Source organism: Devosia alba (genome assembly GCF_039938915.1).
Classification (GTDB): domain Bacteria; phylum Pseudomonadota; class Alphaproteobacteria; order Rhizobiales; family Devosiaceae; genus Devosia; species Devosia alba.
In genome coordinates this window covers 163,235-180,736 of the sequence record NZ_JBDUUI010000006.1, presented here as the reverse complement: position 1 = coordinate 180,736, position 17,502 = coordinate 163,235, and the positions used below count along the sequence as shown (strand labels likewise).

At 63.3% G+C, this 17,502-nt stretch carries 15 protein-coding genes; 14 read left to right on the top strand and 1 reads right to left on the bottom strand.

Annotation, left to right across the window (positions count from 1 at the left end; genetic code table 11):
- Window positions 1–34: 34 nt before the first annotated feature.
- Complete coding sequence (locus ABFY71_RS11110; RefSeq protein ID WP_347946046.1) at window positions 35–2,563, bottom strand: membrane-bound PQQ-dependent dehydrogenase, glucose/quinate/shikimate family; 2,529 nt, start codon at window positions 2,561–2,563, stop codon at window positions 35–37.
- Between the two features lie 275 nt (window positions 2,564–2,838).
- Between ABFY71_RS11110 and ABFY71_RS11105 the strand changes: the two genes are divergently transcribed.
- The 14 genes from ABFY71_RS11105 to ABFY71_RS11040 all read left to right on the top strand — a co-directional run bounded on the left by ABFY71_RS11105 (window position 2,839) and on the right by ABFY71_RS11040 (window position 17,497).
- Window positions 2,839–4,371, top strand: coding sequence for an ABC transporter substrate-binding protein (locus tag ABFY71_RS11105; protein ID WP_347946045.1), 1,533 nt, complete (start codon window positions 2,839–2,841; stop codon window positions 4,369–4,371).
- A 79-nt stretch (window positions 4,372–4,450) separates the two neighbouring features.
- Window positions 4,451–5,392 (top strand): ABC transporter permease, encoded by a 942-nt coding sequence (locus tag ABFY71_RS11100; RefSeq protein WP_305579628.1) that lies wholly within the window; start codon window positions 4,451–4,453, stop codon window positions 5,390–5,392.
- Window positions 5,392–6,255 carry an ABC transporter permease gene (locus ABFY71_RS11095; RefSeq protein WP_431021528.1) on the top strand — a complete coding sequence of 288 codons (864 nt, stop codon included), beginning with the start codon at window positions 5,392–5,394 and terminating at the stop codon, window positions 6,253–6,255. Before ABFY71_RS11100 ends, ABFY71_RS11095 begins: the two co-directional genes overlap by 1 nt.
- Window positions 6,255–7,475 (top strand): amidohydrolase/deacetylase family metallohydrolase, encoded by a 1,221-nt coding sequence (locus ABFY71_RS11090; protein ID WP_347946044.1) that lies wholly within the window; start codon window positions 6,255–6,257, stop codon window positions 7,473–7,475. Before ABFY71_RS11095 ends, ABFY71_RS11090 begins: the two co-directional genes overlap by 1 nt.
- 8 nt (window positions 7,476–7,483) lie before the next feature.
- Complete coding sequence (locus ABFY71_RS11085; RefSeq protein WP_431021529.1) at window positions 7,484–8,491, top strand: ABC transporter ATP-binding protein; 1,008 nt, start codon at window positions 7,484–7,486, stop codon at window positions 8,489–8,491.
- On the top strand, window positions 8,488–9,465 hold the full coding sequence (locus tag ABFY71_RS11080; RefSeq protein ID WP_347946042.1) for an ABC transporter ATP-binding protein: 978 nt from the start codon (window positions 8,488–8,490) through the stop codon (window positions 9,463–9,465). The genes ABFY71_RS11085 and ABFY71_RS11080 overlap by 4 nt, the downstream gene beginning before the upstream one ends.
- Window positions 9,466–9,478: 13 nt before the next feature.
- Entirely contained in the window at window positions 9,479–9,970 is a 492-nt protein-coding gene (locus ABFY71_RS11075) for a RidA family protein (protein ID WP_347946041.1), read from the top strand.
- 62 nt (window positions 9,971–10,032) lie between these two features.
- A complete protein-coding gene (locus ABFY71_RS11070) occupies window positions 10,033–11,229 on the top strand; it encodes an aminotransferase class V-fold PLP-dependent enzyme (RefSeq protein WP_347946040.1) in 1,197 nt (398 codons plus the stop codon).
- Between the two features lie 8 nt (window positions 11,230–11,237).
- Window positions 11,238–12,071, top strand: coding sequence for an IclR family transcriptional regulator (locus ABFY71_RS11065; protein ID WP_347946038.1), 834 nt, complete (start codon window positions 11,238–11,240; stop codon window positions 12,069–12,071).
- Between the two features lie 337 nt (window positions 12,072–12,408).
- A complete protein-coding gene (locus ABFY71_RS11060; RefSeq protein ID WP_347946037.1) occupies window positions 12,409–13,206 on the top strand; it encodes an ATP-binding cassette domain-containing protein in 798 nt (265 codons plus the stop codon).
- The gene (locus ABFY71_RS11055) at window positions 13,190–14,200 is read left to right on the top strand and encodes an ABC transporter permease (RefSeq protein WP_305579620.1); all 1,011 of its coding nucleotides are present in this window, start codon (window positions 13,190–13,192) and stop codon (window positions 14,198–14,200) included. Before ABFY71_RS11060 ends, ABFY71_RS11055 begins: the two co-directional genes overlap by 17 nt.
- A gap of 88 nt (window positions 14,201–14,288) precedes the next feature.
- On the top strand, window positions 14,289–15,203 hold the full coding sequence (locus ABFY71_RS11050; RefSeq protein WP_305579619.1) for a sugar ABC transporter substrate-binding protein: 915 nt from the start codon (window positions 14,289–14,291) through the stop codon (window positions 15,201–15,203).
- Window positions 15,204–15,282: 79 nt separating this feature from the next.
- Window positions 15,283–16,395 (top strand): Gfo/Idh/MocA family protein, encoded by a 1,113-nt coding sequence (locus ABFY71_RS11045; protein ID WP_347946036.1) that lies wholly within the window; start codon window positions 15,283–15,285, stop codon window positions 16,393–16,395.
- A gap of 70 nt (window positions 16,396–16,465) precedes the next feature.
- The gene (locus ABFY71_RS11040; protein ID WP_347946035.1) at window positions 16,466–17,497 is read left to right on the top strand and encodes a hydroxyacid dehydrogenase; all 1,032 of its coding nucleotides are present in this window, start codon (window positions 16,466–16,468) and stop codon (window positions 17,495–17,497) included.
- Window positions 17,498–17,502 lie beyond the last annotated feature (5 nt).

The window sequence follows — 17,502 nt, the reverse complement described above, 5'->3', positions numbered from 1 at the left end:
ATCCCGAGGCGCTCGGCCCCGAGATGCCCGATAATCAAGGCTGGGCCGCCTCGTCACCCTGCGGCAGCGCATAGGCGATGAAGTAATCCCCGATCGGAGTCTCCATGAAGTCGTGGCCACCTGCGTTGATCACCACGATCTGTCGGCCATTGGCCTCATAGGTCATCGGCGTCGCCTGGCCGCCCGCCGGAAGAATCGTCTGCCAGACCTCCTCGCCTGTTTCGATATCGATGGCGCGCAGGATGTCGTCCGTCGCCGCCCCGATGAAGAACAGGCCCGTAGCGGTGATCACCCCGCCGCCATTGTTGGGGGTGCCGATTTCCAGCGGCAACATGGAGGGGATGCCGAACGGGCCGTTCTTGCGGGCAGAGCCGAACGGACGATCCCACAGCACCTCGCGGGTGTTGAGGTCGATCGCTGCGATCCCGCCATAGGGTGGCTGCGCGCACAGCAGCCCCGTGAACGGCACCCGCCACCCCGCATTGACGCGGATGCCATAGGGCGTCTGCGCCTGCGGGCTGATGCTGCCGTGGGACCCGCCGCCTGCATCCGCATCATAGTTCGGATCGGTGATCGGCAGCACGCCCAGGGCGTCCACTTCCTCGCGCGGGACCAGCTGATTGTAGTTGGGCATGTTGTTGTAATTGGCGATCATGATGCCCTTTTCCGGGTCGATCGCCACGCCGCCCCAATCGGTCCCGCCATTATAGCCGGGGAACTGGATCCAGGGCTGATCAACCGTCGGCGGGGTGTACACGCCCTCGTAGGAAGCCTGGCGGAACTGAATACGGCACCATAGCTGGTCGAGCGGCGTCGTGCCCCACATGTCGGCCTCGGTGATGGTCGGCTTGAGCAGGTTGGGGAAGTCCGTCACATAAGGCTGGGTCGGCGACAGCCGCTCGGGCTCGACCCCGCCCTGCGGCGCCGGGCGTTCCTCAATATTGACCAGTGGCTCCCCGGTCTCGCGGTTCAGGATATAGAATTGCGCCTGCTTGGACGGCATGACGATGGCCGGAACAGGGCCATCGGGGGTGGGGAAGTCCACTAGCGTGCCCTGGCCGCCGAGATCATAGTCCCAAACGTCATAGTGCACCGTCTGGTAGTGCCAGCGCACTTCGCCGGTCTCGACATCGAGCGCCACGATGGCGGTCGAATAGGTGTTCTCCGCGTCCGAGCGGTCACCGCCCCAATAGTCCACAGCCGAGTTGCCCATGGGCATATAAACCAGTCCCAACTCGTCATCGCCCGAGGCAATGGTCCACATATTGGGTGTGCCCGGGGTATAGATTTCCCCTTCCGGCGGCAGCCCGGTTTCACCTGGACGGCCCATGTCCCAGGCCCATTCAAGTTCGCCCGTCACCGCGCTATAGCCGCGGATAACGCCCGAGGGCGCCTCGCGCGTCTGGCCGTCGCTGACCTGGCTGCCCACGACCAGCACGTCCCGCACCAGGGTCGGAGGAGACGTCGGCGCGTAAAAACCCGGTGCCGTATCGCCGATGCCTTCAAGCAGGTTGACGATCCCGCCATTGCCGAAATCTGCGCAGAGCTGGCCGGTTTCGGTATCGAGCGCGATCATCCGCGCGTCATGGGTAAGGTTGACGACGCGCGTTGCGCACAGCTCTGTCTGGTCCGCAGTCGGATCTTCAAAATATACCAGCCCGCGGCACGACGCGTTGTAGCCGATGGCATCAATTGATGTCTGCGGGTCATAGGTCCAGTGTTCGGTGCCCGTTGCGGCATCAAGCGCACTGATCCTGTTGAGCGCCGAGCAGAGGTATAGCCGCTCGCCGACCTTGACCGGGGTATTCTGATTGCCGAACGGTTCGTCGTTCTCAGGCAGATCGCCGGTCCTGAATTCCCAGATCTGCTCGAGCTGGCCGACATTGTCCGGGGTGATCTGGGTCAGCGGAGAATAGCGGGTCGCCTTGTGCGTGCCCCCGTAAGCCGGCCAGTCCACGCCCGTCTCGAGCGGCACATAGTTGGCAACCGGTGCGGCGGGTTCTACTGGCTCAGTCGCCTCTGTTGGCTCTGTTGGCACCGGGGGTGCCGCAGGAGCCCCCGGATCAGCAGGTTCAGCAGGTGTGGCCTCGCTGGCCGGACCCGACGGCGCAGCCGCGGGCGGCGTCCCCTCCGGATCCGTCTCGGCCGGCTGCTCGGCCTCTTGCGCAAATGCGCTGTCCACGCTGTGCTGTGCCACGCCGATTGCCCCGAGCGCGCCGGCCAGGGTTACCATGGCTGCGGCCATCCCGGAGCCGAAGCGCCGCGTGGAGCCCCGGAGCACTGGAAGCGTCGTCAAGACCAGCAGCAGCACCACGGTGGGCGCGATCAGCCGAGGCACCTGCGCCCAGCCGTCCAGCCCCGCTTCCCAAAGCGCCCAGATCACAGTCGCGGCAAAAACGATGATATAGGTCCAGATCGCTGCCACCTCCCGGCGGAACAGGAAATAAGCGGTCAGCAACAGCCCGATCCCGGCGGGCAGGTAATACCAGGACCCACCAAGGGTGATGAGCCACAGCCCGCCTGCCGCAATCGGCAGGCCAAATACCACCAGTATCGAAGCCACCAACATCGTCCACCAGAAGCCAAAACCTTTGCGGGTCGGTCGTGATAATTCGTGCGTGGCCATCGATCCCTCCAACATTGCAATGGAAAACAACGCCACAAATTGGCCACGGTTCCGCCTCGCGCCAGATTCCGTCCCCGCAGGCGCGGTCATGGGATTGCGGCACTGAACGCTGGCGAACTGATTTTTGCAGCTTGACGTCCACTCCAACCGCTATAAGCTACCTCCGTAACAATAGATGATATTCCGGTAATATGGAATAACAGGAGGACTTGATGAAGCGTATTGCGTTGGCAGTAGCCACCACAGCCGTTGCACTGATCTCGACAAACACTTTGGCCTATGCCCAGACCAATGGCGGCATCATTGATGTTGCCACCATCGGTGAGCCGCCGACCCTTGACCCGATGGCATCGACCGCCGATCTGGTCGGGATCATCACCCAGCACATGTTCGAGACGCTCTACACGTTCGACGCCAAGTGGGGCCCAACCCCATTGCTGGCCGCCGCGCTGCCAACAGTCTCCGAAGACGGCATGACGCTGACCATTCCGCTGCGTACCGGCATCAAGTTCCATGACGACAGCGTCATGACTGCTGCCGACGTTGTCGCCTCGCTCGAGCGCTGGATCAAGATCGCCACCCGCGGCAAACAGGCCGGCGAAGTCATCACCGGCATCGCTGCCACCGATGACTCCACCGTCACCATCACGCTGTCGAAGCCCTTTGCGCCGCTGTTGGCGCTGCTCTCGCTGAACAATGCTGCCGCGATCATCATCCCGGCGGCCAATGCTGCCCAGGATCCGCTGACCAGCTTCATCGGTACGGGTCCTTACAAGCTGAAGGAACGCCTTCCGGACCAGTACATCCAGTTGGTTCGTTTTGATGGCTACCAGTCACTGGGCGGCGAGATCGACGGTTACGGCGGCGCACGCAACCAGTATCTCGACGAAATCCGCTTTGTGCCGGTTCCCGATCCCAATACCCGCATCGGCGCGGCCATGGCTGGTCAGTATGACTATGTCGACCAGTTGCCGGTCGAAGCCTTCCAGCAGATCACCGACGGTGCGACCGAACCTGTGGTGCTGGCGCCATTCGGCTGGCCGGTGTTCATGATGAACACCAAGGAAGGCCTCAATGCCGACATCCGCGTTCGCAAGGCGATCCAGGCCGCCCTGGCGCCCGAAGACATGATGCTGGCGGCATTCGGCTCGGAAGATTTCTTCTCGATCGACGCTGCCTGGTACCCGGACAGCTTCTCCTGGCATTCCGAAGTGGGCACCGAAGCCTATAAGCCGCTCGGCGACACCGAGGCTGCCAAGGCCCTGCTGGCCGAAGCCGGCTATGACGGGAGTCCGCTCCGCATCCTGACCAGCCGCCAGTATGAGTTCCACTACAAGATGGCGCTCGTGGCTCAGGCATACCTCGAAGCTGCCGGCTTCAAGGTGCAACTCGATGTGGTGGAATGGGCAACGCTGACCACCAACCGTGCCGATCCGGCGCTCTGGGATATCTACATCACCCATAGTCCGTTCCTGCCGGAACCCTCGCTGATGGGCATCATGTCGGACACCTCGCCCGGCTGGTGGGCAACTGATGCCAAGCATGCTGCAGTCGAAGCCTTCAACGCTGAGAGCGACCCCGCCAAGCGCGCTGAATTGTTCGTCGAGGTGCAGAAGGTGATCTATGATGAAGTGCCCGGCTACAAGGTCGGCAACTTCAACGCTCTGGCTGCCCAGAACCCGGCCCTTGATGGTGTGACACCGTCGCCGTGGCCCTATTTCTGGAATGCCTACCTGACCGAATAGGCCTAATAGGCCTGCCCGTCGCAGTTTCAGCTGCGGCGGGCCTCTTACGCATCTGTTTGACGAGGATTCTGACAGCACCATGATCCGATCCGCATTCAATCGCATTTTCGGCATGTTGATCGTGATGGCGCTGGTCGTCACCATCGTCTTCGTAATCGTTCGGGTAACGCCGGGTGATCCGGCCGCAGTGATGCTGGGGCCTGACGCCACCGCAGCCGACATCGCCAGCTTGCGCCAACGGCTGGGCCTCGACGCCTCGATTCCCCAGCAATTCCTCAGCTATATTGGCGGCATCCTGCGCGGCGACTTCGGCCAGTCGATCTTTCTCAACATGCCGGTTACCGATGCGCTTTGGCAGCGCGCCGAACCGACTTTCTTCCTCACCGTTTTCTCGCTGGCCATTGCCACGCTGATCGCCCTGCCGGTGGGGGTGCTGTCGGCCTACTGGCGCGGTTCGGCGTTCGACCAGGCCGCGACGACGCTGGCCATGTTTGCCGCCTCCATCCCCAGCTTCTGGCTCGGGCTGATTTTCATGCAGTTCTTTGCGGTCAAGCTCGGCTGGTTCGATACTTCCGGCTATGGCGGGCCGGGCGCCAGTTTCGGCGAACGCATGCACCATCTGGTGCTGCCGGCGGTCACGCTGGGTTTGATCAGCTCGGCGCTGATCACCCGCTTCACCCGCGCCTCGATGCTCGATGTGCTCAATGACGACTATGTGCGCACCGCCCGCTCCAAGGGCATGAGCGAGTGGCGCGTTGTGGTCAAGCATGCGCTCAAGAATGCGTTGATCCCCATCCTGACGGTGATCGGCCTGACGGCGGCGCTGCTGATTTCGGGTGCCATCGTCACCGAAACCGTATTCGGCCTGCCAGGGGTGGGCAGCCTCATCGTCTCGGCGGTGCTGCGGCGTGATTATCCCCTGATCCAGGGGGCGCTGCTGGTAGTCGCCGGGCTCTACGTCCTCGTCAATTTCATCATCGACATGCTCTATCTCATCGTCGACCCCCGGGTGCGTTACTGATGGCCGCCATTGCTCAAAGTGGGTTCCGCGAACCCAATCTGCTGATGAAGATGGCCAGCCGGCCGACAGCCATGGCCGGATTGCTGATCATCATCGCCATGATCGTGCTGGCGCTGCTGGCTCCGGTGATCTCGCCCTATGATCCGGCCCAACTGGCAGTGCGCAGCCGCCTGCAGCCGCCGACATGGCAGCATCTGTTCGGCACCGATGATCTGGGTCGCGACGTGTTCACCCGCGTGCTGTATTCAGGCCGCACCTCGATCACAGTCGGCTTTGCCGTGGTGATCTTTGCATCGATCGTCGGGGTATTCCTCGGGTTGCTGGCGGGCTTCTTCCGTCGGCTTGATGCCCCGGTGTCGCGCCTGATCGATGCCATGATGGCCTTTCCTGACATCCTGCTGGCCATTGCATTGGTGGCGGCGCTCGGTGCATCGGCCACCAATGTGGTGATTGCCCTGGGTGTGGTCTATGCGCCGCGATTGGCCCGCGTTGTGCGCGCCTCGACGCTGGTGATCCGGGAGCTGCCCTATGTCGAGGCAGCGCGGGCGCTTGGCGTGCCGACGCCGGTGATCCTGGTGCGCCATGTGCTGCGTAACCTCACCTCGCCGCTGCTGGTGCAGGCCACCTTCATCTTCGCCAATGCCATCCTGGCCGAGGCCGGACTGTCATTTCTCGGTGTCGGCATTTCGCCCGACATCCCGACCTGGGGCACCATGATTTCTGTCGGCCGGCAATATCTTGAGCAGGCGCCCTGGATCATGTGGTTCCCCGGTGGGGCCATCATCATCACCGTACTTTCGCTGCAACTTGTGGGCGACGGCCTGCGCGATTTCCTCGACCCGCGCCTCGCCAAGGATATCTGATGTTCGATAACCGTTTCAAACCGCAACCCCAGAACCTGCTGATCAAGGGCGCCAGGCCCGTCGGCTTTGCGCAGCCCGGCCTGCCGCCAGTGCTCGATGTGCTGGTAGGCGCTGATGGGGCAATCCTTGATGTCGGCGCCACGATTGCTGCTGACACGGCCAAGGTGGTCGAGGCCAGGGGAGCCTTCATCTCGCCCGGCTGGACCGATCTGCATGCCCATGTCTGGTATGGCGGCACCGATATTTCGATCCGCCCCGAACAGGGTGGCGCGGCGCGCGGCGTCACCACCATCGTTGACGCCGGCTCGGCCGGTGAAGCCAATTTCCACGGCCTGCGCGAATTCATCATCGAGCCGGCCCGCGAGAATATCTACGCCTTTCTCAACCTTGGCTCGATCGGGCTGGTCGCCTGCAACCGGGTAACCGAATTGCAGGATATGCGCTCGATCGACATCGACCGCACCATTGCCGTGATCAAGGCAAATCGTGACGTCATCGTTGGCCTCAAGGTTCGCGCCAGCGCGGTTATCTCGGGCGGTTGGGATCTGGTGCCGCTCAAGCTGGCCAAGAAGATCTGCCGCGTGCTTGATCTGCCCGTCATGGTGCATGTCGGCGAACCGCCGCCGCTTTACGATGACGTGCTGGGCCTCTTGACCGAGGGCGACATCGTCACCCATTGCTTCAATGGCAAGCAGGGCGGCTCGATCATCGAGGACGAGGATCTCTATACCCTCGCTGAGGAAGCCGCCCGGCGCGGTATCATCCTTGATGTCGGCCATGGCGGCGCATCGTTCTCGTTCGATGTGGGCAAGGCAGCGCTGGAGCGCGGGTTGAAGCCAACCACCATATCCACCGATTTGCACAATCGCTCGCTCGACACCTCGGTGTGGGATCTGGCGACGACGATGAGCAAACTGCTGTCGCTCGGCATGGGCATGGAGGACGTGATCATCGCCTCCTCAACGGCCCCCAAGCGCGCCATCAACAAGCCCGCCGACACCCTGCTGAGCAAAGGCAAGCCGGCCGAGTTCACCCTGTTCGACCTGGTCGATGGCGACCTCGTCGTCACCGATAGTCAGGGCGCAAGCAGCACGCTGCACCAGACCTTCGAGCCACGCTACGCCATCCTGGGCGCCGAGGCCGTTGCCGCCCACCGGCACCAGCCGATTGCCGCCGGGGACCCCGGTCACAAATGCCCCAGCTGCGGGTGGACGTCATGACGGCGCCCCTGCCAGCGGACACCATTCTATCGGTCCGCGACCTCAAGACCTGGTTCGTCAGCAAGCGCGCTACCGCCAAGGCCGTTGATGGCGTGACCTTTGACCTCAAGCGCGGCAAGACGCTGGCCGTGGTCGGGGAATCCGGTTCGGGAAAATCGGTGACCAGCCTCTCCATCATGGGGCTGCTGGCCAAGCCGGGACGCATTGCCGGTGGCGAAATCCTGTTCCGCGACCGGGCCGGACAGGTGGAGGACCTGGCGCAGTTCGAGCCCAGCCAGTTTCGCGCCATCCGAGGCCGCGAGATTGCCATGATCTTCCAGGAGCCGATGACCTCTCTCAACCCGCTCTATACGGTGGGCGACCAGATCGGCGAGATGATCGCGCTGCACACCCCGCTCGCTCGCGGTGAGACCCGGGCCAGGGCGCTCGAAATGCTCCAGCATGTCGAAATCCCCGATGCGGCGCGGCGGCTGGACGAATATCCGCACCAGATGTCGGGCGGCATGCGCCAGCGCGTCATGATCGCCATGGCGCTGAGCTGCAATCCCTCGCTGCTGATCGCCGACGAGCCGACCACGGCGCTGGACGTGACCATCCAGGCGCAGATCCTTGATCTGTTGCAGCGCCTGCAGGCCCAGTTCGGCATGTCGATCCTGTTCATCACCCATAATCTGGGCGTGGTGGCGGAAGTCGCCCATGACGTTGTGGTGATGTATGGCGGCCGCGTCGTCGAGCAGGCGCCGGTCAACTCACTGTTCGCGCACCAGAAGCATCCCTATACCAGAGGACTGCTGGCCTGCACGCCCGACGCCACGCGTGACCTGGGTACCGACGGCGAGCGTCGGGCACTTTATTCCATTCCCGGTTCGGTGCCGCCGATCACCAATCTGCCACCCGGCTGCGCCTTCGAGCCACGCTGCTCAATGGCCATTGCGGCCTGCAGCGCCGCCTTGCCGCCCCTGATCCCGGCCGGGCCAGAGACCTTTTCGCGCTGCATCAGGAGCCACGAGCTATGACCGAGCCGAGCGATGAGACCCCGCTGCTCAGCGTGCGCGGGCTGACCAAGCATTTCACTGGCCGCAATGGCCGCATTGTCCACGCCGTCGAAGACGTGAGCTTTGATATCCGTCGCGGCACCACTGTTGGCCTGGTCGGCGAAAGCGGTTCGGGCAAGACCACTGCTGGCCGCTCGCTCCTGCGACTGGTCGAGCCCACGTCGGGTCAGGCAATCTTTGACGGTACCGATATCTTCGCGCTGCAGCCGCGCGAGATGAAACAGTGGCGCAAGCGCCTGCAGATCGTCTTCCAGGACCCCTATTCGAGCCTCAATCCACGGTTGCGCATCGATGCCATCATCAGCGAAGCGCTCGATGCCTGCGGCTATCCTCGCGGCAGCAAACGGCGCGAGCGCATCGCAGAACTGCTCACGCTGGTGGGGTTGTCGCCCGACTATGCGCGACGGTTCCCCCATGAATTCTCGGGCGGTCAGCGCCAGCGGATCGGCATTGCGCGCGCCCTGGCGGTCGAGCCCGACTTCATTGTGGCTGACGAGCCGGTATCAGCGCTCGACGTTTCGGTGCAGGCACAGGTGCTGAACCTGCTCGGTGAGTTGCAGCAGCAGTTGGGCCTGACCATGCTGTTCATCGCCCATGATCTCAGCGTGGTTGAGTATCTGTGCGACGATGTCGTGGTGATGTATCTCGGCCGGGTGATGGAGCGCGGCCCGTCGCGCCAAGTCTATGCCCGTCCGCGCCATCCCTATACCAAGGCATTGCTGGCCACGGCGCCAGTGCCCGATCCCACGCGCAAGCGCACCCATGTGCCGTTGCAGGGCGACATTCCCTCCCCGATCAATCCACCCTCTGGCTGCGTCTTCCGCACCCGCTGTCCGATGGCGATCGAGGCCTGCGCCCAAGTCATTCCGCCTGTCGAGCATATCGGCGGCAATCATCATGTCGCCTGCATTCGTCACGGCGAGCTTTCGTTTTAGTGGAGTTCTACCTATGAGCATTTCCGAGCTTGCCAAGCGGCCAGTTGCGGCCCCCTACGATCGGCTGGCGGCCATGGGTATTGTGTTGCCCGATGCGCCGCCGCCGATCGCCAATTTCGTCACTCATGTGTTTGAAGGCCAGTTGCTGTTCCTGTCGGGGCAGGGCCCCACTGAACCCGATGGCCGGCTTTATGCTGGCAAGGTCGGCACTGACGTGTCGGTAGAGGAGGCCTATGCCCATGCACGGCTCACCGGGATCAATCTGGTTGCCGTGATGCATGCCGCGCTCGGCGATCTCGGCCGGGTACGACGGGTGGTCAAATTGCTCGGCATGGTCAACGCCGCACCGGATTTTGGCGATCATCCGGCGGTCATCAATGGCTGTTCGGATCTGATGAATGCGGTGTTCGGCGAGCGCGGCGTCCATGCGCGCTCGGCGGTTGGATTTGCCTCCTTGCCCAACCAGATCACCGTCGAGATCGAGGCGATCGTGGCCTTCGACTAGGTCGTTTAGCCAACCAGATAAATCAATGCCGCAGCGCGGCAGCACCAATCGAGAGTGAATAGATGACTCAGGATATCCGCGCCCAGTTGGGCCTCCGCCCGGTGATCAATGTCTCGGGCACCATGACCTCGCTGGGGGCGTCCATCGTGGTGCCCGAAGCGGTGACGGCCATCACCAGAATTCTGAGCCAGTTCGTCGAGATGGGCGAACTGTACCGCCGCGCCAGCACGGCGATTAGCGACCTCACCGGTGCCGAAGCCGGGTTCGTCACGGCATCCTGCTCGGCAGGCATCAGCCTTGCTGTGGCGGCCGCCATCACCGGCGACAATCTCTGGGCTATTGAGCAACTGCCCGATACCGGCAGTCTCAATAACGAAGTGCTGATCCAGACCGGTCATATGGTCAGCTATGGCGCGCCGGTGGACCAGGCCATCCGCCTGGCCGGCGGCAAGCTCGTGCCGGTCGGTCAGGCAACCAGCGCCCACGCCTATCAGCTGGCCGGTGCCATCACCGAGCGCACCGTCGCGGCGGTGTTCGTTGTCTCCCATCACGTGGTCGACTACGGCCAGATCCCGCTCAAGACCTTCGCCGAAGTCTGTCACGCCAGGGGCGTCAAGGTCATTGTCGATGCGGCGTCGGAATATGACCTGCGCAAGTTCCTCGCTGATGGCGCCGATGTGGTGCTCTATTCGGGCCACAAATTCCTCGGTGGCCCGACCTCGGGCATTTGCGCAGGCGACAAGCAGTTCGTCCGCAATATCTACTTGCAGAACCGCGGCATCGGTCGCGGCATGAAGGTCGGCAAGGAGGGCATTGCCGGCGTCATCGCCGCACTCGAAGCCTGGAAGGTGCGTGACCATGCCGGCATTCGCGCCCGTGAGCGCACCGCGCTTGATCTATGGGTCGAGACCCTGGCCGGTCGTCCCGGCGTCACCGCCACCATCGTCCCCGACCCCACCGACAATCCGCTGGACCGGCTCAAGGTCGGTATTGATCCCGAGACGGCGCGCATCACCGCCTGGGACCTGGCCGGCGCGTTGGCGCGCGGCGACCGCCCGGTCATCGTGCGCGACCACGAGGCCGAGCATGGCCATTTCTTCCTTGATCCGTGCAACCTGCACCCCGATGAGGAAGCCATCGTCGCCGAGCGGCTGATCGAGGAACTGGACCGCGCGCAGCGCTCCAATGAAATTATCTTCACCCCACTCCACGAGCGCCTGCTGGCGCAGGAAGCGGCAATATTGAATTGGCCCGACTGAACGCGTAGATGAACCGACCCGAGCGGCTGGAGCCCATTGTGAGCGATACCGATAGCAACACCGATCCGGCGCCCCGGCGCTCGCGCACCAGCGGCATCGACCGGGCGCTGCAGATTTTCGATCATCTGCAGCGGGTCGAGCAGGCCAGCACCGCCTATGAGATCGCCCGGGCTGTCGGCGCACCGCTGTCCACCATCTACTCGATTATAGATGACCTCGTGGCCAAGGATCTGCTCGACCGCGACGACAATGGCCTGATCTGGTTGGGGCAGCGGCTGTATCACTACGGTCTGAGCTATGCGCGCAGCCTGGACCTGTTGAGTGCAGCCACGCCCGAAATGCATGAGCTGGCGCGTCAGTCGGGCGAAACGGTGCAAGTGTGTGGTCGCGACCAGGATATGATGGTGGTGCTGGCCATGGAGGACGGCACGGGTCAGTTCAATGTCAGCTCGCGCATTGGTTCGCGCAGCCCCCTGAACTGGACCGCTTCGGGACGCTTGCTGGTCGGGCATCTGCCCGAAGACGAATTGCTGACCATTTTTGGCCGATCTGCGCGCGTGTCGCCCACCGGGCGGGCTGAAACCGATCCGCGCGTGCTGGCCGCCAATGCCCATGAAGCGCTGGCGCAGGGGCTTTCGATCCAGGCAGGCGAGTCCGATTTTGCCGTCGCCTGTATTGCCGCGCCTGTGCTGGACCGTTCAGGACGGTGCCACGCCACGATGTCCATCGTGGTGCCCGAGCACAAGGTGCATCAGCAGAACCCCGATCTGATTGCGCTGGTCCGGGATGCTGCCCGTCGGGTCGAGAGCCGCCTCGGCTGGACCCGACCCACGGAAAACTGACCCGACGATCAGCGTAGCCTCAGAGCTGGATTCCGGGCTTTGCACTGCGGCCGGTCGTCATCCGCATGCCCGATTGCGGCCGTTAGGGCGCTCCCCACATCCGGCACGAGGCCAGGGCGTGATAACGCCAGCCTGTCATCCAGCCACCGGAGCTGATGGCGGCGACCACCAGCAATCGATGGCGCTGGTGACCCCTGATGACACTTGCTTATCTGGTGCAGTCCCGCATGATCAAAGCAGCACTTGACGAGTGGACAAAAATAGAATGAAAGTTCCAAAGTAATTTGTAGCGCTGAAATCGTTCCACCAAGAGAGCGCGGCGTTCGAGGAGGTTTGCATGGAGCCAGTGCGGCAATCGCCACCGGGCGCGCTATTGGAGGCGCGCGGCATATCCAAATATTTCGGGGCGATCACGGCGCTTCACGACATCAATTTTCACGTGGCGCCGGGCGAGGTGCTGGGCGTCGTCGGCGACAATGGCGCCGGCAAGTCGACACTGATGAAAATCCTCTCGGGACTCTTCGTTCCCAGCGAGGGCCAGTTGCTGTTTGACGGCCAGCCGGTGCGTTTTGCGAGCCCCAAGGATGCCCAGCGGCGCGGCATCGAAATGGTCTATCAGGACTTTGCGCTGGCCGGAAACCTGCCAATCTACGAGAATATCTATCTGGGGCGCGAGCCGGGCCGCAAGTTGGGGCCGCTTACGCTGGTCGACCATGCCAAGGCCAGGACCATGGCGGCCGAGCACCTTGATCGGCTCCATATCAGCGTCAAGTCAGTTGATCAGAATGCCGAGGACCTCTCGGGGGGGCAGCGCCAGGCGGTGGCCATTGCGCGCGCCACCGCGTTCGACGCCAAGCTTGTCATCATGGACGAACCCACCGCTGCCCTTGCCATCAAGGAAGTGGGCAAGGTGCTCGACCTCATCAAGTCGCTCAAGCAACACGGCGTCGCCGTGATCATCATCTCGCACCGCATGGACGATATATTCTACTGCTGCGATCGTGTGATGGCGCTGTACCAGGGATCCAACTTCGCCGAGGCCCCACTCGATGGGACCCATCGCAACGAGGTCATCGGCTGGATCATGGGCACCAAGGGACACAACGAGGGCCTGGCGCATGACCAACTCAACTGACCGGGGCGCCATGGCCGACGGCTTCAACATGGGCAAGTTCCTCGAGAGCTACGGCATTCTCATCGTCGTCGTGGTGATGATGCTGGTGCTGGCGGCGATCCGGCCCGACGTGTTTCTCAGCGCGCAGAACCTCACCAATATCCTCAAGCAGAATGCCAGCCTGGCCTTGCTGGCGCTGGGCATGCTGGTGGTGATCATCACCGCGGGCATCGATCTGTCCGTGGGCTCCACCATGGCGCTTTCCATGGTCACCATCGCCATTGCCAGCCGCGCCGGCGTGCCCTGGCCGCTCGTGCTGCTGATCGGGCCGGCGGTGGGAATCGTGGTGGGCTGGGTCAACGGGGTCGGGCTCACCTGGCTCCGGCTGCCCCACCCTTTCATCATGACCTTGGGCACGCTCAATATCGCCCGGGGCCTGACCTTCCTCGTCACCAATGGCGCCCCGGTTTCCGGCCTGCAGCCCGAGGTCCGCTATCTGGGCCAGGCCTATTTCGATTTCGGCATCTTCGCGCCGCCCGCCGGGCTGCCCGCCAGCCTTATCGTGGTTACGGTCTGCGCGGTGGGACTGTGGTTCTTTCTCACCCGCACGTCGATGGGTCGGCATATCTATGCCATTGGCGGCAATCCGCATGCGGCGCGGGTTTCCGGCATCAATGTCGATAGGGTTCTGGTCGTCGTCTATATGATCTGCGGGTTCTTTGCCGGGCTGGCCGGTCTGCTGCTGGCGGGACGCACCGACAGTGGTTTTCCCAATGCCGGCATCGGCATCGAGCTCGATGCCATTGCGGCGGTGATCATTGGCGGGGCCTCGTTTTTCGGCGGGCGCGGCACCGTGCTGGGCGTGCTGGCGGGCGTGCTGATCATGGGCATCCTGCGCAATGGGCTCAACATCAACAATGTCAGCGCCTTCTGGCAGCAGATCCTGATCGGACTGGTCATCATCATCGCCGTCTATATCGACGTGCTGCGGCGGAAGGCCTCGCTCCGTCACTGAGACCGGGTCGCGGCAATCAAGGGATAAGCTGCCGGGTTATGTCTCCCGACCGGCAGCACGGGAGAGGGAGACGACAAGGGAGAAGAACATGAACAAGTGGCTTTATGCCGGCGTGGCGCTCATTGCCATGGTAGGCGCAACGACATTGGGCGCCCAGGCCCAGACCTATGTGCTGGGCATGAAGGGCCCGGGCGCAGGCAATCCATTCTGGGCAGCGGTCGAGGCCGGCGCCAAGGCCAAGGGCGCCGAACTCGGCGTCGAGGTGATTGTGGTGGCCCCGCCCGCGGAATCGGACGTGCAGGCGCAGATCAGCCAGATGGAAGACCTCATCGCCCAGGGCGTTGACGGCATCGCGCTGGCCCCCACCGACCCCAATGCGCTGGCGCCGGTGGTTGAAGCAGCCAAGGCGGCCGGCATCCCGGTGGTCTTCGTTGACACCCGCGGCACCAATGAGGGCGTGACCTTTATCGGCACCGACAATGCCGCTGGCGCCTCGCTTGCCGCCAAATATATCTGCGACAATGTCGAATCCGGTTCGGACGTCGCCATCCTGCAGGGTCTGGTCAGCCAGTCGACCGGCCAGGCTCGCGCCGAAGGCTCCAAGTCCGGACTTGAAGCCTGCGGCCTCAAGGTCGTGGCCGAGCAGACCGCTGAATGGGACCGCGCCAAGGGCCTGACCGTTACCGAAACCATCCTGGCGGGCAATCCCAACATCAAGGCGATCTTCGGGTCGAACGACAATATGGCCCTGGGCGCCGTTGAGGCATTGAAGGCCGCCGCCATGCTGGACAAGGTGATGGTTGTCGGATTCGACGCCAATCCGGACGCAGCCGCTTCCATCCTGGCTGGCGAAATGACCGCCACCATTGCCCAGGCCCCCGGCAATATCGGCGGCTACGGCATCCAGGCGCTGGTCGATCTCACCGCCGGCAAGACGCTGGATGCCTGGATCGATACCGGCACCGTGCTGGTAACCGAAGAGAATGCCGCCGAATATCAGTAAGGGCGGCTCTCGCCATTGCACTGGGAAAGCGCTCTTAGGAGCGCTTTCCTTTTGACCGGTCGCTAGGGGAGGCTTGGCTGTGAACACGATTGGCGTCGGCCTTATCGGCACCGGCTATATGGGAAAGTGCCACGCCCTGGCGTGGAATGCGGTGACCCCGGTGTTCGGGGACGCGCTACGCCCGCGTCTCGTGCATCTGGCAGAAGTCAGCCCCGAACTGGCAGCCCAAAAGGCGGATGAATTTGGCTTTGCCAAAGCCACCGGGGATTGGCGCGTGCTGATCGCCGACCCCGACGTGGCGGTGGTGTCGATCACCACACCCAACCAGTTCCATGCCGAGATGGCGATCGCAGCGCTCGAGGCGGGCAAGCATGTCTGGTGCGAAAAGCCGATGGCGGTGTCGCTGGCCGACGCCGAACGGATGGCCGCCGCAGCGCAGCGCTCAGGGACGGTCGCGGCGTTGGGCTATAACTATATCCAGAACCCGGCCATCAGGCAGATCGGGGCGCTGATTGCCGAGGGCGCGATCGGCGTGGTCAACCATGTCCGGCTGGAGATGGACGAAGATTTCATGGCCGACCCCGCGGCACAGTTCTACTGGAAGAGCCAGGCCTCCTCCGGCTATGGGGCGCTCGACGATTTCGGCGTGCATCCGCTGTCCCTGCTGGCCGTATTGCTGGGTCGGGTGGAGCGGGTCTGCGCAACCATGGCCAAGCCCTATCCGACCAGGCCAACCCCCGAGGGCGGGCAGCGCCCGGTCGAAACCTGGGATATTGCCAATGTCATGCTGGAGATCGAGGGCGGGATTTCGGGCATTCTGGCCCTCAACCGCGCGGCCTGGGGGCGCAAGGGACGCCTGGCGCTGCAGCTGTTCGGCTCAGGCGGCACGATCGTCTATGATCAGGAGCGGATGAACGAATTCTCGATCTATCGCGCCGACGGATCGACCCGGACACAAGGTTTCACCAATGTGTTGATGGGACCGGCGCACGAGCCTTATCAGCACTTTGTGCCGGCGCCCGGCCACGGCTTGGGTTTTAACGACCTCAAGGTCATCGAGGCCCATGAAGTGCTGGCCGCCATTGCCGGTCGCCCGGCGCGGATCATCGACTTTGCCGGCGGGCTGCAAATCGAGCAGGCGGTGCATGCCATGGCCCGTTCGCATCACAGCGGGGAATGGGTGACGCTATAGCCCGCCACCGCGCCATGCGCGTCCGATATTGCCAAGGTCCCTGGATGGGCCCAGCGCCGAGGAGTCCAAGTTGAACAGCCAGACCAAGCCACTTGTCATCAGCGTTCCCGAGCCCCGCACGCTCGATCTTATCTTCACCCCGGCGCAGAAGCAGAAGCTGTTTGACAGCTATGAGGTGGTCGAGACCGCGCCGGATCGGTTTGCCCTGCTGGGTGACGCGGTGCTGGCCCGCGCGGTCTATATTATCGGGCAGCCGCCGATTTCCGACCAGACCCTGGCCAAGCTGGCCAGCCTGCGCTGCGTGCTGAATGTCGAAAGCAATCTGATCAACAATATGCCCTATGAGACCCTGTTTCAGCGCGGCATCCATGTGGTGACCACCGGCGCGGTTTTTGCCGAGCCCGTGGCCGAGCTGGGGCTCGGTCTGGCGCTTGACCTGTTTCGCGGCATTACCGAGGCCGATATCGCCTTCCAGCAGGGCCGCGAACGCTGGGGAGGCGATGGCAACACCTCGGCGCGGCTGCTGTCAGGCGCCGATATCGGCATTGTCGGCTTTGGCGATCTGGGCCGGGCACTCAATCGCCTGCTGACCGGTTTCCGGGCCCAAATCAAGGTCTATGACCCCTGGCTGCCGCCATCGGTGCTGGTGGAGAACAATGTCACGCCGGCCAGCCTCGACGCGGTGCTGACCCAGTCCGACCTTGTCTTCGTGGTGGCGGCCGTTACCTCGGAAAACCAGGGTTTTCTGGACGCTCGCTGCTTTGCCAGGATGCACCGGGGCGCCGCCCTCATCCTGCTCAGCCGCGCCGATGTCGTCGATTTTCCGGCGCTGATCGACGCGGTCGAGAGTGGCCACATCGTTGCTGCCAGCGACGTGTTCCCGCAAGAGCCGCTGGCCGCCGACCACAAACTACGCCAGCTTAAGGGGTTTCTGCGCTCGGCCCATCGTGCCGGGGCGCTCGATATCGCCTTCAAGCGCATGGGTGATATGGTGCTCGAAGACATGAGCCTGATGGATCGCGGGCTGCCCCCGATGCGCTGCAAGCGGGCCGAACGCGAAACCGTTTCGCGCATGCGCTCGCGCCCGGTCGACAAGAACTGACCAAA